Genomic DNA, 24,777 nt, shown 5'->3' with positions numbered 1-24,777 from the left:
GAAGCGCGCGATCGCGGCACGGCCCCACCCCAACCCCTCCCCTGGAGGGGAGGGGCTATGCGGGATCAACCCAGCTTCGACGCCACCAGCGCCATCAAATCGACCTGCGCACGCGCGCCGTAATGCGAGATGATCTCGGCGGCGCAGACCGCACCCATCTTGAGCGAATCGGCGATGCTCTTGCCCTGTGCCTGGCCGCGCAGGAACCCCGCCGCGAACAAATCGCCCGCGCCGGTCGTATCGACGACACGCTCGATCGGCTCGGCAGCGACGCTGACGGTCTCCCCGCCAGAGACAGCGATCGCGCCCTTTTCGCTGCGCGTCACGACCAGCATCGGCACCTGCGTCGCCGCCTCGGCCACCGCCGCGTCGAAATCTTCGGTCGCCATCAGCGCGGTGATCTCGGCCTCGTTGGCGAACATGATGTCGATCAGGCCATCGGCCATCAGCTGGCGGAAATCGCCGCCGTGGCGCGAGATGCAGAACACGTCGCTGAGCGTGAAGGCGACCTTGCGGCCGGCTGCCCGCGCGACGTCGATCGCGGCGCGCATTGCCTGGCGTGGTTCCTCGGGATCCCACAGATAGCCCTCGAGATAGAGGATCGCAGCGTTGGCGATCAGGTCACGGTCGAGTGCTGCCTCGGGCAGGAACTGCGACGCGCCGAGGAAGGTGTTCATCGTGCGCTGGCCGTCGGGCGTGACGAAGATCAGGCAGCGCGCCGTCGTCGGGTCGCCGTCGCGCGCAGCCGTCGTAAAGTCGATCCCCACCGCGCGGATGTCGTGCGCGAAGATGTCGCCGAGCTCGTCCTTCGCTACCTGGCCGATGAAACCGCACTTGCCGCCCATCGCCGCGATGCCGGCGACGGTGTTCGCCGCCGAGCCGCCGCTCGCCTCGATCCCCGGGCCCATCTTGGCGTAGAGCGCATCGGCCTCCTCGGGCGAGAACATCAGCTGCATCGAGCCCTTGGTCATCGCGGCTTCGGCGAGGAAGGCATCGGTCGACTGCGACAGCACGTCGACGATGGCATTGCCGATCGCGACGACGTCATAAGTGGGCTCGGTCACGGGAATCTCCGATTTCTGAAAAATAGCGTTGCCGCGCCGTACCGGGGGGGTGCGGCGCGCGCAACTCTCCGTCGCCGGGAGCAAGCGCGGGGTGACGGGCAGGTGGGAGGCGGCTAGGACCAGCCCCATGTTGCGTGCGCTCCTCCTCTCGCTCGGCCAGCTCGGCGATCGCAAGATCGTCGCGGTGTTCCTCAAGTCGCTCGCGCTGACCGTAGTGCTGATCGCCGCGCTCGGCGTCGCGCTGTGGTATGGCGCGACGGAAGCGGCGGCGGAGCGGGGGTGGGATCCGGCGGCCGGCGGCGTGCTGGGCGCGGTCGCGCTGCTCGCCGCGTTCGGGATCAGCTGGCTGCTGTTCCGCGCGATCGCGATCGCGGTGATGATGGCGTTTGCCGACGACGTGGTCGTCGCGGTCGAGGCGCGGCACTACCCGCAAGCGCTCGAGACCGCGCGCAGCGTCTCGCCCCTGCGCGGTGCCGGGCTCGGCCTGCGTTCGGCGGCGCGCGCGATCCTGGTCAATCTTGCGCTCGCGCCGGTTTATATCGCCTTGCTCGTCACCGGCGTTGGCACGTGGCTGCTGTTCTTCCTGGTCAATGGCTGGCTGCTCGGGCGCGATCTCGGCGAGCTCGTCGCGGCGCGCCACGTGCCGCCTGCGCTGATGCGAGACTGGCGCAAGACGGGCGCGGTCGACCGCTTCGCGCTGGGGGTTGCGGGGACCGCCCTGTTCATGGTTCCGATTGCGAACCTCTTCGTGCCGATCCTCGGCGCGGCGATGGCGACGCATCTGTTCCATTCGGGGCGAACGACATGAAGCTTTTTGGTGCACTTCTGGTGGGGCTGGCGCTGTCGGGCTGCGCCGCGAGCACAGCGACGACACCCGCCGCGCGGCCCGCGATGGTGCCGATCCCAACGGGCACGGCGGGGCTCGGCGGCGTGATCGGCGCGACCGCGGCGCACCTCACCGGGTTGTTCGGCGCACCTGTCGCCGACGTCCGCGAGGGTACAGCGCGCAAGCTGCAGTTCAACAACGCGACCTGCGTGCTCGACGCCTATCTCTACCCGAGCGGCAAATCCGAGCCGGTCGTCACCTATCTCGACGCGCGCCAGACCGACGGCTCGCCGATCGACCGCGCGAGTTGTGTCGGGGCGCTGCAAGTCGGGCGGCGGAAGTAAGGCTCAAGCGAGCGGGAGGTACGGCCATCCCGCCTACCTCATCCGTGCGTGCCCCCACGCCCCGGTTGGCGCGCGTTACCCCACCCCGTTCGTGCTGAGCTTGTCGAAGCACTATTCTCTCTTTCGACGGTGGCAAGAAGGTCAGCCCTTCGACGAGCTCAGGGCGAACGATGGGGAGCGCGCTGAGAACGGTGGGGAGCGCGCTATGACGCGGTGGCTAGCGCCGCGAATGCCCACTCCGCCGCCTCCGCCACGACGGGGTTCGGATCGTCGCGTAGTCCAGCGACCTGCGCGCGCAATCCCGCATCGCCGCTATTGCCCGCCGCGATCAGGCAATTGCGTACCATCCGGTCGCGCCCGATGCGCTTGATCGGCGAGCCGGCGAACACCTGGCGAAACCCCGAATCGTCGAGCGCGAGCAGGTCGGCGAGTTCGGGCGCGACCAGTTCCGCGCGCGGCAGGAAGGCGCGGTTCGCGCGCGCGGCGGCGGCGAACTTGTTCCATGGGCATACCGCGAGACAATCGTCGCAGCCGTAGATGCGGTTGCCGATACCCTTGCGGAATTCGAGCGGGATCGGCCCGGCATGTTCGATCGTCAGATACGAAATGCAGCGCCGCGCATCGAGCCGGTAGGGCGCGGGAAAGGCGTCGGTCGGGCACGCGCGCTGGCAGGCGTCGCACGATCCGCAGTGATCGGCGACTGGTGGCGGAAGCGCCCCGAACGCGGCGATGTCGAGCGTCGTGTAGATCGCGCCGAGGAACAGCCAGCTGCCCTCGCTACGGCTCACCAGATTGGTATGCTTGCCCTGCCACCCCAGCCCCGCCGCCTCGGCGAGCGGCTTTTCCATGACAGGCGCGGTATCGACGAACACCTTGAGGTCGATCCCCGGTTCTTCCGACACCAGCCAGCGCGCGAGGGCCTTCAGCGCGCGCTTCACCACATCGTGATAATCGCCGCCCTGCGCATAGGTCGAGATTCGCCCCACCCCACCCTCGCCCGCCAATGCGAGCGGATCGGTCGCCGGGGCATAGCTCATCCCGAGCGCGATCACGCTCTTCACCTCGGGCCACAGCCCAGCGGGGGATTCGCGGTGGTGCGCGCGCTCCTCCATCCAGATCATGCCGCCGTGCAGCCCCTCGCGCAGCCATTGCTGCAACCGCTCGGCGGTCCGCGGCGCAGCGTCCGCCGCGGCGAGCCCGCACGCGACGAAACCGAATTCGCGCGCTTTTGCCGCAAGGCGCTGTTCGAGGGGCAAAGCGTCAACCATTGTCGCCCACATAGCGTGTTCGCGCCGCGCTTGTCGAAGCCCGGCGCGCTATACTACACAGCTAACACAGCGCTCCGTATCGGGGCCACGCGGCGGGGGTCTTCTTGGACAATCATCTGGCGGTCAGCGCCTCCGGCCTGATCAAGAATTTCGGCGGACGGCGCGTCGTCGACGGCGTCGACATCGCGGTGCCCAAGGGCGCGATCTACGGCGTGCTCGGCCCCAATGGCGCGGGCAAGACGACGACGCTGCGGATGCTGCTCGGCATCATCGAGCCCGATGGCGGCAGCCGCACGCTGCTCGGCCACGATCGCCCGCGCGATGCGAGCGACCGCGTCGGCTATCTCCCCGAAGAACGCGGGCTCTACCCGGCGATGCGCGCCAAGGAGGCGGTCGCCTTCATGGGTGCTTTACGCGGGCTCGATCTCAAGACCGGACGCAAGCGCGCGGTCGAACTGCTCGAGGCGGCGGGGCTCGGCCATGCGGTCGACACCAAGATCCGCAAACTGTCTAAGGGCATGGCGCAGCTCGTCCAGTTGCTCGGCTCGGTCGTCCACCAGCCCGATTTGCTCGTGCTCGACGAACCCTTTTCGGGGCTCGATCCGGTCAATCAGGAACGCTTGGAAGCGCTGATCCTCGCCGAGCGCGACCGTGGCGCCACGGTGCTCTTTTCGACGCACGTGATGGCGCACGCCGAGCGGCTGTGCGACCGGCTCGCGATCATTGCCGGCGGCAAACGCCGCTTCGAGGGCACCGTCGCCGACGCGCGCGGGATGCTCCCGATGCGCGCGCACTATGTCCCCGAGCGCGACGATCCGACGATCGCGCAGCATCTGCCCGCCGACGCCCGGCACGGCGAGCACGGCTGGTCGTTCGAAGTCCCCGATGGCGGGGTCGAGCAAGCGCTCAGCCGGTTGATCGGCGCAGGCCACGGGATCGCCGGCCTGTCGATCGAACGCCCCGGCTTGCACGACGCGTTCGTGCGGATCGTCGGCGCTGCAGGACACACCGCCAAGGCCGCGACGGAGCACACCGCATGAGCGCGCACCCGATAAGCAACACGCGCCGCACGATCCGCCAGGCGATGACGATCGCACGGCGCGATTTCGTCGCGACGGTGTTCACGCCGACCTTCCTGCTGTTTCTGCTCTCGCCGCTGTTCACGATCGGCTTCGGTCTCGTCGGCGGGATGGGGGCGTCGACCGTGGCGAGCGGATCGAGCGAGAAGACGCGGATCGTCGCGATCGTCGAGCCTGCGCGGCAGGACGCGATGCGATCGGCCGATGCGCGCCTGCGCGATGCCTTCGCGCGCGGCGACCGCCCGCCCCTGCTGGCAATCGAAGCGCCAGCCGCCGATCCCGAAGCGCAGGCGCGCGCCGCGTTCAAGAGCCGCAAGGGCATCGATGCGTCCGCGACGTTGTTCGGCGACCTGACCCATCCGACGATCCTGTATGACGGCCAGGGCCGCGCCGATGCGCGCTATCTCGCCTCGCTCGCCGAGGCGACGCTGCGCACCGACCCGGCGCAGACCAAGCCGCTCAGCACCGCGACGCTCAGCTCGATCGCGCGCGCCGCACCGACCGAGAGCGGGCACAAGCAAGCCGCCTTCATCGCGGTGTTCGGCATCTTCTTCCTCGCGCTGCTGCTCGCCGGTCAGGTCGTCGGTACGATGATGGAAGAGCGCAGCAACAAGGTGGTCGAAGTGCTCGCCGCAGCGGTCCCGCTCGAAGCGGTTTTCTTCGGCAAGTTGCTCGGCATGTTCGGCTCGGCGATCCTCTTCGTCGGTTTCTGGACGACGCTCGTCACGCAGATCGGCGGCATCCTGCCCGCGCGCTACGCCACCGCGATCGGCGAGATCGGCCCCGCGGTCGGCGCGCCGATGTTCTTCCTGTTGTTCTTCGCCTATTTCGCGATGGCGTATCTGCTGCTCGGCGCGGTGTTCCTCGGCGTCGGTGCGCAGGCCTCGACCGCGCGCGAACTGCAGATGATGTCGTTGCCGATCACGATCATCCAGGTCGCGATGTTCGGCCTTGCGTTGAAGGCCAGCGCCGCCCCCGATTCGGTGCTCGCCAAGGTGGTCGAAATCTTCCCGCTCAGCTCCCCCTACGCGATGGCAGCGCATGCCGCGAACCAGCCCGAGCTGTGGCCGCATGTCGCAGCCCTCGCCTGGCAAGCGCTCTGGGTCGCGATCGCGATCACCGTCGGCGCGCGGGCTTTCCGGCGCGGCGTGCTGCAATCGGGGAGCGGCCGGCTGTTCGGTCGGCGCAAGACTGTTGACATGAGTGTCAGTTAGACGTTCACTCCCCCAAAAGGAGAGGGACTATGGCGACTTTGGCGCAGGACGTGATCGATCGGCTCGACGTCAGTCGACCCGAACTCTACCGGGACGATGTCTGGCAGGCGCCGTTCCGCGAGCTGCGCGCGACCGCGCCAGTCCACCGCGTCGAGCATTCGGACTTCGGCCCCTATTGGTCGGTGTCGACCTACAAGCCGATCGTCACGGTCGAGTCGCTGCCCGATCTCTACTCGTCGCAGGCCGGCGGCATAACGCTCGCCGATTTCATCGAGAACAACCCGACCGACGTGCGCATGCCGATGTTCATCGCGATGGACCGGCCAAAGCACACCGGCCAGCGCCGCACCGTCGCGCCCGCCTTCACGCCGTCCGAGATGGTGCGGATGAGCGACAATATCCGCATGCGCACCGCCGAAGTGCTCGATTCGCTTGCGTGGAACACGCCGTTCGACTGGGTCGACACCGTCTCGGTCGAACTCACCACGCAAATGCTCGCGATCCTGTTCGATTTTCCGTGGGAGGATCGCCGCAAGCTGACCTTCTGGTCGGACTGGGCGGGCGATATCGAGCTCGTCAAGAATGAGGAGCTCCGAATCGAGCGGCTCAAGCACATGTACGAGTGCGGCGGCTACTTCCAGAACCTCTGGAACGCCAAGATCGGCAAGCCGCCGACGCCCGACCTGATCTCGATGATGATCCATTCCGACGCGATGGCGGAAATGGACCAGATGGAATTCCTGGGGAACCTGATCCTGCTGATCGTCGGCGGCAACGACACCACACGCAACACGATGAGCGCGGTCGCGTATGGGCTCGACCTGTTCCCCGACCAGCGCGCCAAGCTCGAAGCCGATCCCTCGCTCATCGCGAACACGGTGCAGGAAGTGATTCGCTGGCAGACGCCGCTCGCGCACATGCGCCGCACCGCGACGGTCGATTCCGAGCTCGAGGGGCAGCAGATCAAGGCAGGTGACAAGCTTGCGCTCTGGTATATCTCGGCCAATCGCGACGAGAGCGTGTTCGAGGATCCCGACACGATCATCGTCGACCGCCCCAACGCACGACGCCATCTGGCGTTCGGCCACGGCATCCATCGTTGCGTCGGAGCGCGGCTCGCCGAGATGCAGATCGCGATCCTGCTCGAGGAAATGGCGAAGCGGCGGATGCGGGTGAATGTGCTGGGCGAGCCCGAGCGAGTCGCGGCCTGCTTCGTCCACGGGTATCGCAAGCTCCCCGTGGAAATCAGCCGCTACTGACCCTACCCTGCCGTCACCCCAGCCTCGTCCCGGGGTGACGGCTTAGGGAGGGAGGATTGCCCACCTCAGTTCGGCTTGGCAATCGCCTCGGCACGCACCGGCTCGGCATCCCCGGAGCAATCGCCATTCTGCCGCGCAACGACTGCGGGCGGTGCCTTGCGGCCCATCGTCCAGTTCGCTTGCATGCGGACCTTGGGATTGGGCGCACACCAGATCTCGCCGGTCTCGTTGATCGCGGTGACCCAGATGAGGTTATGCTCCTGGCCGTAATCGATCACGGCAAAGGCAAAGCCTGGCCCCTTGTCGAGCACGTGAACCGGAAGCGGCGGATCGAGCTGTTGCATCGTCATACGGCTTGAAGCGCGCGAAACCGTTTGGGGTTCCCCTAGCCGCGCGTCACGCGATGCGTCCGGGGACCGCAAAATCGCGTAACTATCCCGCAGTCCGAGCGTATAAGGACTGTGACGCCAAGAGGATCCGACCGATGCACGACCGCCGCCATTTCCTCACTCTCGCCGGCACCGGTGCCGCCGCCTTCGCGCTGTTCGGCTGCAAGGGCGCGAGCGCTGGGCCGCCCGAGAAGTTCGAACTGACGCTGAGCGATGCGCAGTGGAAGGCCAAGCTCTCGCCCGCCGCGTACAACGTGCTGCGCCATGAAGGCACCGAAGCGCCGTATAGCAGCCCGCTCAACAAGGAGCATCGCGCCGGGATCTTCTCGTGCGCAGGATGCGCGCTGCCGGCTTTCTCGTCGAAGACCAAGTTCGAGAGCGGCACGGGCTGGCCGAGCTTCTGGGCACCACTCGCCAATGCGGTCAAGTCGCGCACCGACAGTTCGCTCGGCATGGCGCGGACCGAAGTGCATTGCCGCCGCTGCGGCGGGCATCTCGGCCATGTGTTCGATGATGGCCCGAAGCCGACGGGCCTGCGCTATTGCATGAATGGCGTGGCGATGACCTTCACGCCGGGCAAGGCCTGATCCCCCGCTCCCCGGCTACGGCCGGGGGGTCGATCAGCCGTGACGCTCGTTCGACAGCGACGCCATGATCATCGGCGCGGCGCGGTCCTGCGTGTCGTCGCCGGTCGACTTGGCCGAATAGATGAAGCCCTTGGTAGGATAGGCCGAAGTGCCGAGGCCACCCTGCGGGCCGTACCACACCTTGACTTCGCTCCAGTCGCCATTGGCCGAGACGTCGATCGCGCGGACGTCATGCTCGACGCCGCCGCGGCGCGACCAATTGGCGTGGGTCAGCAGGACTTCGCGGTCGTTCACGACTTCGCTGACCATCGCGACATGGCCCATGCGCATCCGGCTGGTCGCGGAGAAAGCGAGCACTGCGCCGACCTTGGGGGCATGGCCACGGGCGTAACGACCAGCGGCCTGGCCCCACCAGGTGTTCGCGTTGCCGTGCAGGTCGATCCCCGACACTTCGCGCGCGAACGGCGCACACTGCCAGAACTGCGCCATTGCAGGGGTCGCCGTCAGCAGGGCGCACGATACCACCAGCGCAAAACGCGCTGCCAAAGCCTTGAATGTCATGTGACCCCCCAAAGGTCGTTTGAACTCGTTGAGTGTCTCAAAGCAGGTCGCCGCGCCGCTGGAAACCCTGTCTCCCCGATGAACGGAACCTTTTCCGACGAAGCGAGTTGACCGCACGATGACTGCCCGTTTCGGCGTCCGCCGACGGTCCGGAGCAGCGGTGCGCGCTCGCCAAGTCACGCGATCCCGGCTACGAATCACGCCATGAAACCAACCACTGCCCGCCCACGCCTCGTGCTTGCCTTGCTGATGGTTGGCGCCGCGCTGACAGGATGCTCGCGCGAGGCTGCGCCCGATGATGACGCTGCGCTCTACCAGTCGAACGCTGCGACGCTCACGCCGGGCGTCCAGCCGGTGCGTGTCGGCGAAGGCGGCCCGGCGTTTCGCGCCTGTGCCAGTGTCGGGCAGGTGGTGAACCTGTCCCCTGCCGGAGAGCGCTATCTTGCGGTACGCACCGCCCCATTCGCCGAAGCCGACGAAGTCGTCCGGCTCGGCGACGGCGCAAAGATGTATCTGTGCTCGCGCTCGCTCGATCAGCGCTGGCAAGGCGTAGTGATACCGCCCGCCGACTCGCCGACCAGCGATTGCGGCGTCACCGCCTCGCTCGCGGGTCCGCGCGCTTATGCCGGGCCGTGCCAATCGGGCTGGGTGTTGAGCGGCTTCGTCCAGCCATCGGCGGGCTGACGCCCAACGATCGTTTGGTAGCCTAGTATGGCGCTTCACAGCTACGAAACGCGCGACACGCCGCGCTTTTGAATTTCGGGTTTGCGAGCCGCGCCCGGATCGGGCATCGCGTCCCTGCACAGAAACGGCAGATGGCGGACCCATGGCACTCGACCCCGAAACCTTCGACGCATTGATCGACACGGTACGCCGCTTCGTCGCCGAACGGCTCCGCCCGCTCGAAGCCGCGGTCGAGGAAGCCGATGCGATCCCCGCCGACGTCGTGCAGGACATGCGCGAGATGGGGCTGTTCGGCCTGTCGATCGACGAGGAATATGGCGGTCTCGGCCTGACGATGCTCGAAGAGGCCAAGGTCGCGATCGAGCTCGGTCGCACCACGCCGGCCTTCCGCTCGACCTTCGGCACCAATGTCGGGATCGGCTCGCAGGGGCTCGTGATGGCGGGCAATGCCGAGCAGAAAGCCGCGTGGCTGCCGCGCATCGCGAGCGGCGAGATCATCACCAGCTTCGCGCTGACCGAGCCCGACGTCGGATCGGATTCGGGCGCGGTGAAGACGCGCGCGACCTTCGACGGCCAGTCGTACCGGCTGAACGGCACCAAGCGCTACATCACCAATGCCGACAAGGCCGACCTGTTCACCGTGATGGCGCGGACCAGCGACACGCCCGGCGCGCGCGGCGTCTCGGCATTTCTCGTGCCGCGCGATCTGGCGGGCGTCTCGATCGGCCATCCTGAGAAGAAGATGGGGCAGAAGGGTGCCAAGGTCGCCGACGTGGTGTTCGACGATGTCGTCGTCCCCGCCGAGAACCGGCTCGGCGCCGAGGGCGAGGGCTTCAAGATCGCGATGCGCGTGCTCGACCGCGGGCGGTTGCACATCTCGGCGGTGTGCGTTGGCGTCGCCGAGCGGCTGATCGCCGATTGCGTTGCCTATGCCACGACGCGCACGCAGTTCGGCAAGCCGATCGCCGAGCACCAGTTGATCCAGGGGATGCTCGCCGATTCGAAGACCGAGGCGCTGGTTGCGCGCGCGATGGTGCTCGAGACTGCGGCTGCCAAGGACGCCGGCAAGGACGTCGTGATGGAATCGGCCGCCGCCAAATATTATGCGAGCGAGATGGTCGGCCGCGTCGCCGATCGCGCGGTGCAGATCTTCGGCGGGGCGGGCTACATCGCCGATTACGGGATCGAGCGGCTGTACCGCGACGTCCGGTTGTTCCGGATCTACGAGGGCACCAGCCAGATCCAGCAGATCATCATCGCGCGCGAGACGATCAAGCGCGGCGGGTGAGCTCGTCGCAAGCCGCCGCCGTGTAAGGCGCACAACCAAATCCTCCTCCCGCCTGCGGGAGGGGTTAGGGGAGGGCAGTGCCGGCAAGCGCCGCGCTTGAGGCACGCCCCTCCCCCAGCCTCTCCCGCAAGCGGGAAGGGAGCAAGAAAAAATCAGGAGAGAAGATGATGGACACCAATACCCTGTTCCGCCTCGACGGGCGCGTCGCGCTCGTCACCGGGGGCTCGCGCGGCATCGGCAAGATGATCGCGGCCGGCTTCATCGCGCAAGGCGCGACCGTCTACATCTCGGCGCGCAAGGCCGATGCCTGTTTCGAGACCGCCAAGGAGCTCGGCGAGAAGTGCATCGCGCTGCCGCAGGACGTGTCGACCGTCGCGGGCTGCAAGGCGCTCGCCGCACAACTCGCCGAACACACCGACCGGCTCGACATCCTCGTCAACAATGCCGGCGCCGCCTGGGGCGAGCCGTTCGAGGCGTTCCCGGAAAAAGGCTGGGACAAGGTGATGGACCTCAACGTCAAATCGCCCTTCTTCCTGACGCAGGCGCTGTTCGAACCGCTCAAGGCCGCCGCGAGCGCAGGGCAACCCGCCAAGGTCATCAACATCACCTCGATCGACGGCCAGCGGCTCAACCCGTGGGAGACGTACAGCTACCAGGCATCGAAGGCGGCGCTGATCTATCTCACCAAGCGGATGGCGGCGCGGCTCGTCACCGATCATATCAACGTCACCTCGATCGCGCCGGGCGCCTTTGCCAGCGAGATGAACAAGGCCGCACGCGACCACGGCTCGGCGATCGCGCAGAGCATTCCGGCCAAGCGCATCGGCGTCGACGAAGACATGGCGGGCGCGGCGATCTACCTCGCGTCGCGCGCCGGGGATTATGTGATCGGTGATACGATCACGGTCGACGGCGGGCTGGTGCATGCCGCGCTAGGGACAAGCATCGACGCATAATGCGTCGTCACCCCGGCCTTGTGCCGGGGTCCACCGTGCAGCGCAGCCAGCCTTTGACATGGATCGGCACGATCGCGGCCTGGTGGACCCCGGCACAAGGCCGGGGTGACGATTGACCTACGTCGTCTCCTGCGGATGATGCGGCGTGAGGATCAGCACGCCCTCCTCGACCCGCCACGATTTGAGCCGCGACAGGAAGTTCATCCCGACCACGTTCATGTCGCCGAACGCGGGCGACACCACCACCGGCAGGTCGCGCGCGACGACGTTGCCGATCCGCAGCACGGGGACCGTCGCGGTCTGCGCGGCGACGTTGCCGTTCGCGGTCTGCATCACCACCGGCATGAGCGAATCGTTCGGTTCGATCCCGGCGGCGGCGGCGGTATCGGCCGAGATCGCGGTCACCGTCGCGCCGCTGTCGACCAGCATCCGCCGCTCGATCGCGCCGAGCTTCACCCGCACCCAGAAATGTCCGTCGCTCGCCATCGGCACGCGCATTTCCTTGCCGACGACTTGCTGCCCGCCGATCTGGAAGCGCTGTGCCATCCGCGCGAACATCGGATCGAATTGCGCGCGCTCGGCGAACAGCAGCGCGACCACGACGACCGCGCCGACGGTCATGGCGAACGACAGCACGCGCCCGAACACCGGCACGCGCCGCGCCAGGAACAGTATCGCCACGACGCCGGCAATCAGCAAGTACAGCGGCGCGTGCGGGCCAAGACGGGAGAGATCGATCACGATCGCAATATAATATGCGGGCCTGCCTTTATGAAGGCTGACCGCTGCATATGTCCGGCCGCGTCACTCCATCGCAGACAGCAGCCGATCGACCGTCGTCGTCGCAAAGGCGGTGAAATTGTCGGCGACGCCATAGGGCAACAGAATATCACGCCCGAGCGCGAGCGCGCCGCAGCTGTACACCACATTGGGCACATAACCGTCGCGCTCGTCGGGGCTCGGGCGAAGGATCGGCTCGGGCGTGCGCGCGAGCAGCTTCGACGGATCGGCCTTGTCGAGTAGACACGCGCCGACGCAGTAATTGCGCACCGTCCCGACGCCGTGCGTGAACACCAGCCAGCCTTCGTCGACCTCGATCGGCGAGCCGCAATTGCCCATCTGGACGTATTCCCACGGATATCGCGGGCTGACGATCTTGCCGCCGCCTTCCCAATGCAGGATGTCGTCGGAGCGATGCAGCCAGATGCTCTCGCTGTCCTGTCGCCCGAGCATGATATATTGCCCGCCCACACGCCGCGGGAACAGCGCCATGCCCTTGGCTCCCGCCGCATCGCCGGTCAGCGCGCGCATGATAAAGGTTTCGGATCCATCGCCCGACAGCAATTCGGGCCGCGCGGTCGAGCCGCTGAACGCGGTGTAGGTCCCGTGATAGGTCGTCGTGCCATCGTCTTCGGTGAAGCGCACCAGCCGCAGATCCTCGATCCCCTGATGCTGGCTCGGCAGCACGGGAAACAGCACGGTTTCCGAAATGTCGCGGCTGCGATCGACGCGGAGCGTCACCACGGCGCCCGCGGCGACGCTGTCGCCCTCGATGATCGGCGGTACCGCGACCAGGCTCGGCGGGTCGATCGCGATCCGCCCGCCAGGGACCCAGCTGCCCGACCGGAACGCCACCGACGAGACATGGCCCTCGCCGATGCCGCGCAGCGACACGATGAAGCGTACGCCCCCCTCCGGCGCCGTCGACTGGTCGTGCGCGAGGACCGCACTCGGGTTGAACAAGGCGGCGGCTTCATACGAATATTCTTCGCTAAAATAGGCACCGATCAAGCGCTGCTGCGCGGTGTTCGCAGTCGGCCGCTCGGCCAGCGTCGCGGCGATTTCCTCATAACGCCGCACCAGCATCGCATCGACATCGCGGTGCCGCTCGTCGAGCGAATCGGTGGTGGTGGCAAGCTCGGCGGCGAGCCCCGCAGCGTCGAGCGTCATCACGCGGTCGACGATCGCCTGCGTGCGGCTTTGCCCCTCGACCTGGAATGCCTTGGGATATTCGAGGCTGAACGGCCGCACCACCGTTCGCGACGGATCGGGACGGAGGATGACATCGGCATGGTCGAGAATCGGGTGTGCGTCCGGCATGGCAACCCCCTTGGAGGAAACGGCAGACTATCCCACCAGAACCGCGCCAACGTGCGAGGATCACGGTTGATCCAGATCAGCGGAGAATCAAAATACTACGCCGTGCAGCGGTACTTAGCCCGGATTCGGATCTTGTGATGCATCCGCGTGCCATGCCACCATCGCGTCGCTCGTGAAATGCCGGGCGTTGGGGGCAGCCGGATGATCATCTACCGAATCGTTGCAGCGGGTATCGGTCTCGTCGCACTGTCCGCGCCATTATATGCGCAACTGGTCGAGCCGGCACCGCTCGTCGCCGAGCAGCCCGCTTTGACAGTGCTCAATCAGCTCGGCGCAGCGCCGAACGATGCCGCGCGCCTCATCCTGTTCGATCGCGCGCTGGCGCTTCTCCCACAGCCGACCCCGCTTCGCGGGCACGTGCTGTGCGGCCGCGCCGCGGTGCTCGGTCAATTGCACCGTGACGACGAAGCGCGCCTCGGTTTCGACCAGTGCCGCCAATTGCTGCCCGACGAACCCAATGTGCTGCTGCCGATCGCCTTCGACGAATCGCACCGCCAGCGCCCGGTCGAGGCCGCGCAGCTGATCATCCGCGCCGCCAAGCTCAAGGCGTCCGCGCTGGACCAGATCGATGCCGATTCAATGGCCACGGTGTTGCGCCAGTTGGCCTATGCCGGGAAGGACGATCTCGCCGACACGATGATCGATGCGTTGGTCGGCGCGGGCTATCCGCGCGACAATCCGGGCGTGTTTTCGCACTATACCCAGACCGCCATCCTGTACCGTTTGCGAACCGGCGATGCGGCGACCGCGACGCAACTCCTGCCCTCGGTGCTGAGCCCGCACGCTGGCGTCGCGATGCTCGTCGATCGCCGCTATGCGCCGATCTGGCCCGCGATCGGGCAGTGGGCGGGTAACGATCTGTCGGTCCAGCGTGGCGCGTTGCTGGCGGCGGCGCGCGCGACTTTCGAAACCAGCGAAACCCCGGAAACCCGGCTCGCCTACGCGCAAGCGCTGGTCGACACGGGTCACCGCGGCGAGGCGATCACGCTGATCGAGCAATGGCTGCAGACCGACGCCGCGAACACGGACATGTGGGTGCGCAGCATGGCGGTGCTCAAACAGGGCCGCTGGCTGGCGGAAGAGGGGGAGCGCGCCGAAGGCATCCGACGGATGCGCGCCGCGGTCGATGCCCCGGCGCAACCCGAATCGGGGATCGAGAACATCGTCCCCAATCTGGTCATGCAATTGCTGCTGGCGCAGGACTTTGGCGGCGCAATCGCGATGCTCGACCGCCATCCGCCGAGCGCAGACACGCTCGAAAGCCCGGTCGCGGCAGCCTATTTCGTCGCCCTGCGTGCGTGCGCGTTGCAGGGGCTCGGCAAGCACGAGCAGGCCGCGGCGCAGCTCGCGCGGCTCCGCAGCGTCTATCCCACCGCCAAAACCGCAGGCGACTATGCCGTCGCCTGCGTCGCGCCGATTGACGAGCAAGCCGCCCGTTGGATCGCCACCGTCCGTGATTCGGACACGCGGAACGATGCACTCGTCGCCCTCGAAACCGCGCGCTATCGTGCGAAGCAGGGGCTGCCCGCGCTGACGCTCACCGAGCAGATGCTGCGCCGGATCGAATCGCGCACCGACGTCCGTCGCAGCTTCACCGAATTCGGGCGCCCGCTGCCCGACAGCTACGCGCCCGCGCTCGACGATTTCAACGTGCGCCCCGCCGCCACGCCGCGCGGCCCATCTCCGACGCCAGTCGCCTGACGCCGCGCCTCAGCGCGCGATGCCGCCTGCGGCGAGCACCGCCAACGTCACCAGCTCGCTCGCCGTGCTCGTCATCGGTGCGATCTGCACCGACTTTTCCATGCCGACGAGCATCGGCCCGATCACCGCGTCGCCACCGAGCTCGCGCAGCAGCTTGGCCGAAATGTTGGCCGATTGCAGCCCCGGCAGGATCAGCACGTTGGCCGGCCCCGACAGCCGCGCGAACGGATAATTGGCGAGCTGCCGGGGGTTGAGCGCAACGTCGGGCGCCATTTCGCCTTCATATTCGAAGCTGACCTTGCGCGCGTCGAGCACCTTCACCGCGGCGCGGATGTCGTCGAGCCAATTGCCCTCGGGATTGCCGAAGGTCGAATAGCTGAGGAAGGCGACGCGCGGCTCGTGGCCCATCCGCTTGGCGACCAGCGCGGTCCCCTCGGCGATGTCGGCGAGCTCCTCGGCATTGGGGCGTTCGTTGACGGTGGTATCGGCCATGAACACCGTGTGGCTCTGCCCGACCATCAGGTGGATGCCGAACGGCGTGCGGCCCGCCTCGGGATCGATCACGCGGCGGACTTCGCGCATCGTGTGCGCATAGGTGCGCGTGATGCCGGTGATCATCGCGTCGGCTTCGCCGAGCTGGAGCATCACCGCGCCGAAGATGTTGCGATCCTGGTTGATCATCCGCTCGCAATCGCGACGCAGATAGCCGCGGCGCTGGAGCCGGCCATAAAGGAAGTCGACCATCCGCGGCACCAGCGGCGACTTGCGGCTGTTGTGGAGCTCATAGCTATCAGGATCGGTGACGCCCAATGCGCGCAGCCGCTCGGGAACGTCGTCGCGCCCGACGAGCACCGGCGTGCCGTAGCCGCCATCCTTGAACGCGATCGCGGCGCGCAGCACGACTTCTTCCTCGCCCTCGGCGAACAGCACGCGCTTGGGATGCGCCTTGGCGCCTTCGTAGGCGAGCGTCAGCACCGAGGTGGTCGGGTTGAGGCGCGCCTTCAGCTTCTCGCGATACGCGTCGAGGTCGAGGATCGGCTTGGTCGCCACGCCCGAATCCATCGCCGCTTTGGCGACCGCGACGGGGACGATCTCCATCAGCCGCGGATCGAACGGCGCGGGGATGATGTAATCGGGGCCGAAGGTGTGGCGCACGCCGTACGCGACCGCGACTTCCTCGGGCACTTGCTGGCGCGCGAGCGCCGCCAGCGCATGCGCCGCGGCGAGCTTCATCTCGTCGTTGATCGTCGTCGCGCGCACGTCGAGCGCGCCGCGGAAGATGAACGGGAAGCAAAGCACGTTGTTGATCTGGTTGGGATAATCCGATCGCCCGGTCGCGATGATCGCATCGGGCCGCGCCGCCTTGGCTTCCGGCGGGGTGATCTCGGGATCGGGATTGGCCATTGCGAAGATGATCGGCTTTGGCGCCATCTTCATCAGGTCGGCGGCGGGCAACGCACCCGCGGCGGACACGCCGATGAACACGTCGGCACCGTCGAGCGCCTCGGCGCGCGTGCGCTTTTCGGTGACGACGGCGTGCGCCGACTGCCACTGGTTCACGTCGTCGCGACCCTGATAGATAATGCCCCCCAGATCGACCATCGTCAGATGATCGCTCGGCAGGCCCATCGCCTTGATCAACTCGGCACAGGCGATCGCCGCCGCGCCCGCGCCGTTCATCACCACCTTGGTGGTCTTGATGTCGCGGCCCGTCAGGAACAGCGCGTTGATCAGGCCGGCGGCACAGATGATCGCGGTGCCGTGCTGGTCGTCATGGAACACCGGGATGTTCATCTTGGCGCGCAGCGTCTGCTCGATGATGAAGCATTCGGGCGACTTGATGTCCTCGAGGTTGATGCCACCAAAACTCGGCTCCATCAATTCGATCGCGTCGATCAGCCGGTCGGGATCTTCGGTCTTCAATTCGATGTCGATCGCATCGACATCGGCGAAGCGCTTGAAGAGCACGGCCTTGCCTTCCATCACCGGCTTCGACGCGAGCGCGCCGAGATTGCCGAGACCGAGGATCGCGGTGCCGTTCGAGATGACCGCGACCAGATTGCCCTTGGCGGTGTAATCGTAAGCGAGGCTCGGGTCGGCGGCGATCGCCAGCACCGGCACCGCGACGCCCGGCGAATAGGCCAGAGCGAGGTCGCGCTGCGTTGCCATCGGCTTCGACGCGATGATCTCGAGCTTGCCCGGACGCCCCTCCGAATGGAACAGCAGCGCTTCGCGCTCTGAAAACTGGACATTCTGCGGATTGGTGTCTGTGGACATGCTCGGCCTTTCGGAATCGCCTGTGTCTGTAGGCAATGCCTTCCCCCACGTCACCCCGCAGATGCATGCTTCACGATTTGACACGATCGTTCGGCATGACGCGCCGCCAATTCGTTGCTAGTTGCCGGGCGATGGCGAGCACCCCCCCTACCCCGATGATGGCGCAATATCTGGCGCTCAAGGCCGACGCGCGCGATTGCCTGCTGTTCTACCGGATGGGCGATTTCTTCGAGATGTTCTTCGACGACGCGAAGATCGCCGCCGCGGTACTCGACATCGCGCTCACCGCGCGCGGCGAGCATGACGGGGTGCCGATCCCGATGTGCGGCGTACCGGTCCATGCCGCCGACGCCTATCTCGCGCGGCTGATCAAGGCCGGCCACCGCGTCGCGATCGCCGAGCAGACCGAGAGCCCGGCTGACGCCAAGAAGCGCAGCGGCAAGACGCTCGTCGCGCGCGCGATCGTCCGCGTGGTGACGGCGGGGACGCTGACCGAGGAGGCGCTGCTCGATGCGCGCACCGCGAACTGGTGCGTCGCGATCGGCGAGGCGGCGGGCGGCGTCGCGGTCGCCGCCGCCGACATCTCGACCGGGCGTTTCGAGCTGATCGAGTGCGATGCGGCGAGCCTTGGTGCCGAACTCGCACGGCTCGCGCCGGCCGAGACGATCGCGTCCGAAGCGACGGCGTTTGGCGAAGCGGCGACGATGCTGCGCCCCCGCGCCGATTTCGACAGCGGACGGGGGGAGACGCGGCTCAAGGCGCTGTACGACGTCGCCACGCTCGACGGCTTCGGCCAGTTCGGGCGCGCGGCGCTCGCTGCGGCAGGCGGTCTCGTCGCCTATCTCGACCATACCGCCAAGGGCGCGATCCCCTTCCTGCGCCCCCCACGCCTCGCCCAGACCGCGCAGCAGATGGCGATCGACGCGGCGACGCGCGAAAGCCTCGAACTCACGCAGACCACCAACGGCGCGCGCAAGGGCAGCCTGCTCGACGCGGTCGACCGCACGGTGACGGCGGCGGGCGCGCGACTGCTGGCGGCCGATATCGGCGCGCCGCTGATGGACCGCGGCCGGATCGAGGCGCGGCTCGATCTGGTCTCGATGCTCGCCGAGGATGCGGGGTTGCGCGAGGCCTTGCGCGGGACGCTGCGCAGCATGGCCGACATTGGCCGCGCGCTCGGGCGGCTCGCGGCAGGACGCGGGAGCCCACGCGATCTCGGGCAATTGCGCGACGGGCTCGACGGCGCGTGGCGGCTCGGCGAGCGGCTCGGCAAGATCGAGCAGCCGCCCGCGCTGCTCGGCGAACTCGCGCCCGCGCTGCGCGGTCACGGCGCTCTGATCGACCTGCTGACGCGCGCGCTCGTCGCGAGCCCGCCGATCGACGCCTCGGACGGCGGCTATATCGCACCGGGGTATGACGCCGCGCTCGATGACCTGCGCGATGCGGGCGCGGGCGGCAGGCGCGCGATCGCCGCGCTCGAGGCCGAATTCCGTAACCGTACCGGCGTCACCGCGCTGAAGATCCGCCATAACGGCGTGCTCGGCTATCATATCGAAGTGCCCGCGCGCTTCGGCGATGCGCTGATGAAGCCCGACAGCGGCTTCACCCACCGCCAGACGATGGCGGGCGCGATCCGCTTCAATGCGCCCGAACTTCACGAGGTTGCGCTGAAGGTGACGCAGGCCGGCGCACACGCGCTGGCGGCCGAGGCGGCGCATCTCGAGGATCTGATCGCCGCCGCACTCGCCAAGCGCGAGGCGGTTGCCGCCACCGCAGATGCGCTCGCGCGGCTCGACGTCTCGGCCGGCCTTGCCGAGCGCGCGACCGAAGGCGGCTGGGCGCGCCCTGCCCTTGTCGATCACGCCTGTTTCGACATCGTCGGCGGGCGCCACCCGGTGGTCGAGGACGCGCTCGCCAAACGCGGCGAGCGCTTCGTCGCCAACGATTGCCGCCTGTCCGAAGACTCGCGGCTGTGGCTTGTCACAGGCCCCAACATGGGCGGCAAATCGACCTTCCTGCGCCAGAATGCGGCGATCGCGGTACTCGCGCAGGCGGGCAGCTACGTCCCCGCCACCGCCGCGACGCTCGGCCTCGTCGACCGGCTGTTCAGCCGTGTCGGCGCGTCGGACAATCTCGCGCGCGGGCGATCGACCTTCATGGTCGAGATGGTCGAGACCGCCGCGATCCTCGCGCAGGCGACGCCGCGCAGCTTCGTCATCCTCGATGAAGTCGGGCGCGGCACCTCGACCTATGACGGGCTGGCGATCGCCTGGGCGGTGGTCGAGGCGATCCATGAGGACAATCGCTGCCGCTGCCTGTTCGCGACGCATTATCACGAGCTGACGCGGCTCGCCGAGCGCTGCGACGCGCTGACGCTCCATCACGTCCGCGCGCGCGAGTGGAAGGGCGAACTCGTGCTCCTCCACGAAGTGTCCGAGGGGCCCGCCGATCGCAGCTACGGGCTTGCCGTCGCGCGGCTCGCAGGCCTCCCGCCTGCGACGATCGCGCGCGCGAAAGCGGTGCTGAGCAAGCTCGAGGCCGGGCGCGCCAAAACCGGCGGGCTCGCGGCAGGACTCGACGACTTGCCGCTGTTCGCCGCCGCGCTCGAAGTCGCCGAGGAGCAATGCGACGCGATCCGCGCCGAGGTCGAGACACTCGACGTCGATGCGCTGACGCCGCGCGAGGCGCTCGAGACGCTCTACCGGCTGAAGGCGCTCACGCGCGAGTGACGCGGCATGGTGCGTCGGCGAGACCGGGTACCGCGGCGACCGGATATCGTCACGACAAATACCGGGCGGGGCTGGCAAGCCATTGACCGCCACCGCATCCGCGCGCGCTACGATCGTCATCGGCAAGGTTTACGGAACCAATACTAACAAACATAGGTTGTGCAGCCAGGTTCTTAAAAGGAGGATTGAAATGGCTGAGTATCGCGACACGACCGAAAAGGTTTACGTGGAAAAGAAGAGCAACACCGGCATGGTGATTGGCACGATCATCGTCCTGGCGCTCGTCGTCGTGGGCGTGTTGTTCGCGACCGGCTTCTGGAGCGCGGACGTCAAGGGTGGCGAGATGCCGAAGATCAACGTCAGCGCCAAGGAAGGCGCGCTTCCCGATGTCGACGTGAAGTCGAAGGAAGTCGTTGTCGGCACCAAGAAGACCACGGTCGACGTGCCGACCGTTGGCGTCAAGGACGGCGACAAGTAAGCGCCCCCGCACGCTAACAGCGTATTACGGAGCGCCCCGTCAGCAATGGCGGGGCGTTTTTGCATCGGGTTGCCCGCGTGGACGCGCGCAGCCAAACCCCCTATCTGCACGCCATGGCCTCACGCTTCGAATCCGTCCCCCAGCGCCGTGCGATCATCGATCGGCGCGGTCTCGCCGATGCGCTTGCAGCGCTCGAGGGCGACAAGGCCGCGCTGCGCACGCAGGGCACCGCCTTGCTCAAGGCCGCACTCGACGCCGGCCGCGAAGAGATTGCCCGGCGGCTGATCGAACATCCCTCGCGCGGGCTCGAAATCGCCGCGAGCCAGGCGTTCCTGACCGACCAATTGCTGCGGCTGCTCTACGATTTCACGACCGAGCGGCTCTACCCCAACAGCAACCCGACCGCCGCCGAGCGCATCACGATCATCGCGGTCGGCGGCTATGGCCGCGGCGAGATGGCACCCTATTCGGACGTCGACGTCGGGTTTCTGACCCCGTGGAAGCAGACCGGCTGGACCGAGCAAGTCATCGAGACGATGCTGTACGCGCTATGGGACCTGGGCATGAAGGTCGGCCATAGCAGCCGCTCGCTCGACGAGATGGTGCGCCAGGCCAAAAGCGACGTGACGATCCGCACCGCCTTGCTCGAGGCCCGCTATGTGTGGGGCGACCAGGAGGTCTATGACGAGGCCGCGCGCCGCTTCAAGGCCGAGGTCCAGGCCGATAGCGCGCGCCAGTTCATCGCCGACAAGCTTGCCGAGCGCGACGTGCGCCACCGCAAGATGGGCGACACGCGCTATGTCGTCGAGCCCAACGTCAAGGAAGCCAAAGGCGGCCTGCGCGATCTCCACGCGCTCTTCTGGATCGGCAAGTTCGCGTATAACGTCAGCGAACCCGCCCAACTGGTCGAAGCGGGGCTGCTCAGCCGCGCCGAATATCGCCAGTTCCACCGCGCCGAGAATTTCCTCTGGGCGGTGCGCTGCCACCTTCACGACATATCGGGCCGCGCCGAGGACCGCCTGACCTTCGACCTGCAGCGCGAGATTGCCGAACGGATGCGCTTTGCCGATCGACCGGGCAAATCCAAGGTCGAGCGCTTCATGCAATTCTATTTCCTGCAGGCGCGGACGGCAGGCGACCTGACCGGTGTCTTCCTCGCGCATCTCGACGAGAAGTTCGCCGCGCGCGGGCGCCGCTTCGGGTTGCCGTCGCTGCGCCGGTCCCCCCGCAAGCTCAATGGCTTCATCGTCAACCGCGGGCGCCTGGCGATCCCGAGCGACGACTTCCTCGCGGAGAAACCGACGCGGCTGCTCGAACTGTTCGCGCTCGCCGACAAGCATGGCCTCGAAATCCACCCGCTGACGATGCGCGCTGCCGCGCGCGACGCCAAGCTCGCCGACGACATCCGCCAGGACCCGACCGCCAACGCGCTGTTCCTCGACGTGCTGACCTCGCCGCGCGACCCGGAAATCGTACTGCGCTGGATGAACGAAGCCGGCGTGTTCGGCCGCTTCGTTCCGGATTTCGCCCGCGTCGTCGCGCAGATGCAGTTCGACATGTATCACCACTACACCGTCGACGAACACACGATCCGTGCGATCGGGCTGCTTGCAAAGATCGAGCATGGCGATCTCGAGGTCGACCATCCGCTCGCGACGGTCTTGCTCCATCAGATCGTGTCGCGCCGCGCGCTGTATGTCGCGGTGCTGCTCCACGATATCGCCAAGGGCCGCGGCGGCGACCATTCGATCCTCGGTGCCGAGGTGGCGCACAAGCTGTGCCCGCGCTTCGGCCTGTCGCCCGCCGAAACCGAAACCGTCGCCTGGCTCGTGCGCTTCCACCTGCTGATGTCGGCGACCGCGTTCAAGCGCGATTTGTCGGACTTCAAGACGATCCTCGACTTCACCGAGATCGTGCAAAGCCCCGAGCGGCTTCGGCTGCTGCTGCTGCTGACCGTCGTCGATATTCGCGCGGTCGGGCCGGGCGTGTGGAACGGCTGGAAGCGGCAGTTGCTCGCGACGCTCTACGACTCGGCCGAGGAAGTGCTGCGGCTCGGCCACAAACAGAAGGGCCGTAGCGAGCGCGTCGCGGTCAAGCAGGCGGCGTTGCGCGATCTGCTCGGCTGGAGCACCGAGCATTTCGACGCGCTCGTTCGCCGCTTGCCCGAGCCCTATTGGGTGGCCGAACCCGAGGACGTGATCGCCCGCAATGCGCGCTTGGTGGAGGAAGCCGGAGACGCGCAGCTATCGATCGCAGCGCAAGTCTATCCCGAGCGCGGCGCAACGCTCGTGACGATCTACGCGGCCGATCATCCCGGGCTGTTCTACCGCATTGCCGGCGCAATCAGCGTGGCGGGCGGCAACATCATCGACGCGCGGATTCACACCACGCGCGACGGCATGGCACTCGACAATTTCCTCGTCCAGGATCCGTTCGGCCGTCCGTTCGACGAAGCCGGGCAACTTGCTCGACTGAAACAGGCGATCGAGGACGCGCTCGCCAATCGCGGCAAGATGATTGATCGGCTGATGGCGAAGCCGCTTCCCCGTCCGCGCGCAGAAGCCTTCGCGATCGCACCCAACGTGCTGATCGACAACAAGGCGTCGAACCGCTTCACCGTCATCGAGGTCAATGCGCGCGACCGTCCGGCGCTGCTCCACCAGCTCGCCTACACGCTGTTCCAGTCGCGGGTGACGATCCATTCGGCGCATGTCGCAACCTATGGCGAGCGCGCGGTCGACACTTTCTACCTGACCGATCTGACCGGCGACAAGATCGCTGCGGCGGCGCGGCTCAAGACGATCGAGCGGCGCTTGCTCGCCGCCGCTGCCGGGGAGCGGATGGCCGACGCCGCATGAGCCTCGACGCGCGGACGGCTTGTCGCCGCGGCGGGCGGCGTGGCATGGGCACAGCGTGACCATCCAACCGCAGATCCTTGTTGACGCCGATGCCTGCCCGGTGAAGGACGAGATCTACCGCGTCGCGTACCGTGTCGACGTGCCGGTGATCGTGGTGAGCAACATGCACCTGCGCATCCCGGTCCATCCTCTGATCTCACGCGTCGTCGTCGATTCGGGGTTCGATGCCGCCGACGACTGGATCGCCGAGCATGCGCATGCCGCGACGATCGTCGTGACCGCCGATATCCTGCTCGCCGATCGCTGTCTCAAGGCCGGCGCGGTGGTGATCGGGCCGACCGGCAAGGCCTTCACCAGCAGCTCGATCGGCAGCGCGATCGCGGTGCGCGCGATCATGGCGGATCTGCGCGCCGGCGGCGAGCAGACCGGCGGCCCGGCGCCGTTCCGCAAGGAGGATCGCTCGCGCTTCCTCTCGGCGATCGATCTGGCGATCACCCGAGTGCTGCGCGCGCGCTGACCCCGCTGCGCTGCGTCATTGGCGATCGCCCCGATCTGCCGTAAACCCCTGGGGGATAATCGATTCCCGAGACGCATCTTGCCCACGCATGCACGAAAGGAACGATCGATGCCGGTACTCGGAATTGGCGGCCTGTTTTTCCGCAGCAAGGATCCGGACGCACTGTCCGAATGGTATCGCCACCACCTCGGGGTCGGTGCGGGGTGCGTCTCGGTCGAGGGTGCGACCCCCGACGAATGGGCGTGGCAAGCGCAAGGCGGCCCCCTGGTGTTCGCGCCGTTTGCCGACGACACCGATTATTTCACGCGCGACAAGCCGTACATGCTGAATTTCCGCGTCCGCGATCTTGAAGGGCTCACGATCGCGCTCGGCCTGGCGGGGATCGAAGTGATCACCAACGAGGATTGGAACGATCCGGCAGTCGGGCGCTTCGTGCGCATTCACGACCCCGAGGGCAATCCGATCGAGCTGTGGGAGCCGACCGTGCCGCCCGAGCACCCGGCGCACTAAGCCAGGCGAACCCGCCGGCTCCGCTACA

Annotated in this window: 22 protein-coding genes; 15 read left to right on the top strand and 7 right to left on the bottom strand. The window is 67.2% G+C overall.

What is annotated here, in order from left to right; genetic code table 11:
• Positions 1 to 65: 65 nt before the first annotated feature.
• A complete protein-coding gene (locus ACP7C5_RS01210; protein ID WP_426262903.1) occupies positions 66 to 1,064 on the bottom strand; it encodes an adenosine kinase in 999 nt (332 codons plus the stop codon).
• A 127-nt stretch (positions 1,065 to 1,191) separates the two neighbouring features.
• Here ACP7C5_RS01210 and ACP7C5_RS01205 point away from each other — a divergent pair, with 127 nt between their 5' ends.
• The gene (locus ACP7C5_RS01205; RefSeq protein WP_133190305.1) at positions 1,192 to 1,872 is read left to right on the top strand and encodes an EI24 domain-containing protein; all 681 of its coding nucleotides are present in this window, start codon (positions 1,192 to 1,194) and stop codon (positions 1,870 to 1,872) included.
• On the top strand, positions 1,869 to 2,234 hold the full coding sequence (locus tag ACP7C5_RS01200; RefSeq protein ID WP_322160683.1) for a hypothetical protein: 366 nt from the start codon (positions 1,869 to 1,871) through the stop codon (positions 2,232 to 2,234). Before ACP7C5_RS01205 ends, ACP7C5_RS01200 begins: the two co-directional genes overlap by 4 nt.
• 203 nt (positions 2,235 to 2,437) lie before the next feature.
• On the opposite strand, the gene queG is transcribed toward ACP7C5_RS01200, so the two are convergent.
• Complete coding sequence (gene queG / locus ACP7C5_RS01195) at positions 2,438 to 3,502, bottom strand: tRNA epoxyqueuosine(34) reductase QueG (protein ID WP_426262902.1); 1,065 nt, start codon at positions 3,500 to 3,502, stop codon at positions 2,438 to 2,440.
• Between the two features lie 104 nt (positions 3,503 to 3,606).
• Here queG and ACP7C5_RS01190 point away from each other — a divergent pair, with 104 nt between their 5' ends.
• Genes ACP7C5_RS01190 through ACP7C5_RS01180 form a run of 3 tightly spaced genes read left to right on the top strand, consistent with a single transcriptional unit; the run spans position 3,607 to position 7,054 of the window.
• Positions 3,607 to 4,542 (top strand): ABC transporter ATP-binding protein, encoded by a 936-nt coding sequence (locus ACP7C5_RS01190; RefSeq protein ID WP_133190311.1) that lies wholly within the window; start codon positions 3,607 to 3,609, stop codon positions 4,540 to 4,542.
• Positions 4,539 to 5,795 (top strand): ABC transporter permease, encoded by a 1,257-nt coding sequence (locus ACP7C5_RS01185; RefSeq protein ID WP_426262901.1) that lies wholly within the window; start codon positions 4,539 to 4,541, stop codon positions 5,793 to 5,795. The genes ACP7C5_RS01190 and ACP7C5_RS01185 overlap by 4 nt, the downstream gene beginning before the upstream one ends.
• 29 nt (positions 5,796 to 5,824) lie before the next feature.
• Positions 5,825 to 7,054, top strand: a complete 1,230-nt coding sequence (locus ACP7C5_RS01180) for a cytochrome P450 (protein WP_426262900.1) — start codon at positions 5,825 to 5,827, stop codon at positions 7,052 to 7,054.
• Between the two features lie 65 nt (positions 7,055 to 7,119).
• Here the strand turns inward: ACP7C5_RS01180 and ACP7C5_RS01175 are convergent, their stop codons facing one another.
• Positions 7,120 to 7,404, bottom strand: a complete 285-nt coding sequence (locus ACP7C5_RS01175; protein ID WP_133190315.1) for a hypothetical protein — start codon at positions 7,402 to 7,404, stop codon at positions 7,120 to 7,122.
• Between the two features lie 134 nt (positions 7,405 to 7,538).
• On the opposite strand from ACP7C5_RS01175, the gene msrB reads away from it, so the two are divergent.
• Positions 7,539 to 8,030 carry a peptide-methionine (R)-S-oxide reductase MsrB gene (gene msrB, locus ACP7C5_RS01170; protein WP_426262899.1) on the top strand — a complete coding sequence of 164 codons (492 nt, stop codon included), beginning with the start codon at positions 7,539 to 7,541 and terminating at the stop codon, positions 8,028 to 8,030.
• A gap of 33 nt (positions 8,031 to 8,063) precedes the next feature.
• On the opposite strand, the gene ACP7C5_RS01165 is transcribed toward msrB, so the two are convergent.
• Positions 8,064 to 8,591, bottom strand: a complete 528-nt coding sequence (locus tag ACP7C5_RS01165; protein WP_322160692.1) for a CHAP domain-containing protein — start codon at positions 8,589 to 8,591, stop codon at positions 8,064 to 8,066.
• A gap of 204 nt (positions 8,592 to 8,795) precedes the next feature.
• On the opposite strand from ACP7C5_RS01165, the gene ACP7C5_RS01160 reads away from it, so the two are divergent.
• The 3 genes from ACP7C5_RS01160 to ACP7C5_RS01150 all read left to right on the top strand — a co-directional run bounded on the left by ACP7C5_RS01160 (position 8,796) and on the right by ACP7C5_RS01150 (position 11,519).
• A complete protein-coding gene (locus tag ACP7C5_RS01160; protein WP_426262898.1) occupies positions 8,796 to 9,275 on the top strand; it encodes a hypothetical protein in 480 nt (159 codons plus the stop codon).
• Positions 9,276 to 9,417: 142 nt separating this feature from the next.
• Entirely contained in the window at positions 9,418 to 10,563 is a 1,146-nt protein-coding gene (locus ACP7C5_RS01155; RefSeq protein WP_133190323.1) for an acyl-CoA dehydrogenase family protein, read from the top strand.
• A 167-nt stretch (positions 10,564 to 10,730) separates the two neighbouring features.
• On the top strand, positions 10,731 to 11,519 hold the full coding sequence (locus tag ACP7C5_RS01150; protein WP_354288275.1) for an SDR family NAD(P)-dependent oxidoreductase: 789 nt from the start codon (positions 10,731 to 10,733) through the stop codon (positions 11,517 to 11,519).
• Between the two features lie 117 nt (positions 11,520 to 11,636).
• On the opposite strand, the gene ACP7C5_RS01145 is transcribed toward ACP7C5_RS01150, so the two are convergent.
• On the bottom strand, positions 11,637 to 12,260 hold the full coding sequence (locus ACP7C5_RS01145; protein ID WP_133190327.1) for a retropepsin-like aspartic protease family protein: 624 nt from the start codon (positions 12,258 to 12,260) through the stop codon (positions 11,637 to 11,639).
• Between the two features lie 63 nt (positions 12,261 to 12,323).
• Positions 12,324 to 13,619, bottom strand: a complete 1,296-nt coding sequence (locus tag ACP7C5_RS01140; protein WP_426262897.1) for a glycoside hydrolase family 130 protein — start codon at positions 13,617 to 13,619, stop codon at positions 12,324 to 12,326.
• Positions 13,620 to 13,820: 201 nt separating this feature from the next.
• Here ACP7C5_RS01140 and ACP7C5_RS01135 point away from each other — a divergent pair, with 201 nt between their 5' ends.
• Positions 13,821 to 15,380 (top strand): hypothetical protein, encoded by a 1,560-nt coding sequence (locus ACP7C5_RS01135; RefSeq protein ID WP_426262896.1) that lies wholly within the window; start codon positions 13,821 to 13,823, stop codon positions 15,378 to 15,380.
• Positions 15,381 to 15,389: 9 nt separating this feature from the next.
• On the opposite strand, the gene ACP7C5_RS01130 is transcribed toward ACP7C5_RS01135, so the two are convergent.
• Positions 15,390 to 17,657 carry an NADP-dependent malic enzyme gene (locus tag ACP7C5_RS01130; RefSeq protein ID WP_133190331.1) on the bottom strand — a complete coding sequence of 756 codons (2,268 nt, stop codon included), beginning with the start codon at positions 17,655 to 17,657 and terminating at the stop codon, positions 15,390 to 15,392.
• Between the two features lie 155 nt (positions 17,658 to 17,812).
• Between ACP7C5_RS01130 and mutS the strand changes: the two genes are divergently transcribed.
• The 5 genes from mutS to ACP7C5_RS01105 all read left to right on the top strand — a co-directional run bounded on the left by mutS (position 17,813) and on the right by ACP7C5_RS01105 (position 24,749).
• Positions 17,813 to 20,386, top strand: a complete 2,574-nt coding sequence (mutS, locus tag ACP7C5_RS01125) for a DNA mismatch repair protein MutS (RefSeq protein ID WP_426263372.1) — start codon at positions 17,813 to 17,815, stop codon at positions 20,384 to 20,386.
• A gap of 190 nt (positions 20,387 to 20,576) precedes the next feature.
• Positions 20,577 to 20,864: a hypothetical protein gene (locus ACP7C5_RS01120; protein ID WP_189677124.1), complete on the top strand. Its 288-nt coding sequence runs from the start codon at positions 20,577 to 20,579 to the stop codon at positions 20,862 to 20,864.
• 113 nt (positions 20,865 to 20,977) lie between these two features.
• Positions 20,978 to 23,722, top strand: coding sequence for a [protein-PII] uridylyltransferase (locus ACP7C5_RS01115; RefSeq protein WP_426262895.1), 2,745 nt, complete (start codon positions 20,978 to 20,980; stop codon positions 23,720 to 23,722).
• Between the two features lie 55 nt (positions 23,723 to 23,777).
• Positions 23,778 to 24,239, top strand: a complete 462-nt coding sequence (locus tag ACP7C5_RS01110) for a YaiI/YqxD family protein (protein ID WP_426262894.1) — start codon at positions 23,778 to 23,780, stop codon at positions 24,237 to 24,239.
• A 108-nt stretch (positions 24,240 to 24,347) separates the two neighbouring features.
• Positions 24,348 to 24,749, top strand: coding sequence for a VOC family protein (locus ACP7C5_RS01105; protein ID WP_426262893.1), 402 nt, complete (start codon positions 24,348 to 24,350; stop codon positions 24,747 to 24,749).
• The last annotated feature ends 28 nt before the right edge of the window (positions 24,750 to 24,777 follow it).

The sequence above is a fragment of the Sphingomonas sp. PWP1-2 genome, from assembly GCF_049898305.1.
Lineage (GTDB): Bacteria > Pseudomonadota > Alphaproteobacteria > Sphingomonadales > Sphingomonadaceae > Sphingomonas > Sphingomonas glacialis.
The sequence above is the reverse complement of the archived record's forward strand: the minus strand, read 5'-3'. Positions and strand labels throughout refer to the sequence as shown.

Bases quoted from the DNA above. Each gene is read 5' to 3' on its own strand.
- ACP7C5_RS01205 (WP_133190305.1), top strand. From the start codon at position 1,192: ATGTTGCGTGCGCTCCTCCTCTCGCTCGGCCAGCTCGGCGATCGCAAG.
- ACP7C5_RS01200 (WP_322160683.1), top strand. From the start codon at position 1,869: ATGAAGCTTTTTGGTGCACTTCTGGTGGGGCTGGCGCTGTCGGGCTGC.
- queG (WP_426262902.1), bottom strand. From the start codon at position 3,502: ATGGTTGACGCTTTGCCCCTCGAACAGCGCCTTGCGGCAAAAGCGCGC.
- ACP7C5_RS01185 (WP_426262901.1), top strand. From the start codon at position 4,539: ATGAGCGCGCACCCGATAAGCAACACGCGCCGCACGATCCGCCAGGCG.
- ACP7C5_RS01180 (WP_426262900.1), top strand. From the start codon at position 5,825: ATGGCGACTTTGGCGCAGGACGTGATCGATCGGCTCGACGTCAGTCGA.
- ACP7C5_RS01175 (WP_133190315.1), bottom strand. From the start codon at position 7,404: ATGACGATGCAACAGCTCGATCCGCCGCTTCCGGTTCACGTGCTCGAC.
- msrB (WP_426262899.1), top strand. From the start codon at position 7,539: ATGCACGACCGCCGCCATTTCCTCACTCTCGCCGGCACCGGTGCCGCC.
- ACP7C5_RS01165 (WP_322160692.1), bottom strand. From the start codon at position 8,591: ATGACATTCAAGGCTTTGGCAGCGCGTTTTGCGCTGGTGGTATCGTGC.
- ACP7C5_RS01160 (WP_426262898.1), top strand. From the start codon at position 8,796: ATGAAACCAACCACTGCCCGCCCACGCCTCGTGCTTGCCTTGCTGATG.
- ACP7C5_RS01155 (WP_133190323.1), top strand. From the start codon at position 9,418: ATGGCACTCGACCCCGAAACCTTCGACGCATTGATCGACACGGTACGC.
- ACP7C5_RS01150 (WP_354288275.1), top strand. From the start codon at position 10,731: ATGGACACCAATACCCTGTTCCGCCTCGACGGGCGCGTCGCGCTCGTC.
- ACP7C5_RS01140 (WP_426262897.1), bottom strand. From the start codon at position 13,619: ATGCCGGACGCACACCCGATTCTCGACCATGCCGATGTCATCCTCCGT.
- ACP7C5_RS01135 (WP_426262896.1), top strand. From the start codon at position 13,821: ATGATCATCTACCGAATCGTTGCAGCGGGTATCGGTCTCGTCGCACTG.
- ACP7C5_RS01130 (WP_133190331.1), bottom strand. From the start codon at position 17,657: ATGTCCACAGACACCAATCCGCAGAATGTCCAGTTTTCAGAGCGCGAA.
- mutS (WP_426263372.1), top strand. From the start codon at position 17,813: ATGATGGCGCAATATCTGGCGCTCAAGGCCGACGCGCGCGATTGCCTG.
- ACP7C5_RS01120 (WP_189677124.1), top strand. From the start codon at position 20,577: ATGGCTGAGTATCGCGACACGACCGAAAAGGTTTACGTGGAAAAGAAG.
- ACP7C5_RS01115 (WP_426262895.1), top strand. From the start codon at position 20,978: ATGGCCTCACGCTTCGAATCCGTCCCCCAGCGCCGTGCGATCATCGAT.
- ACP7C5_RS01105 (WP_426262893.1), top strand. From the start codon at position 24,348: ATGCCGGTACTCGGAATTGGCGGCCTGTTTTTCCGCAGCAAGGATCCG.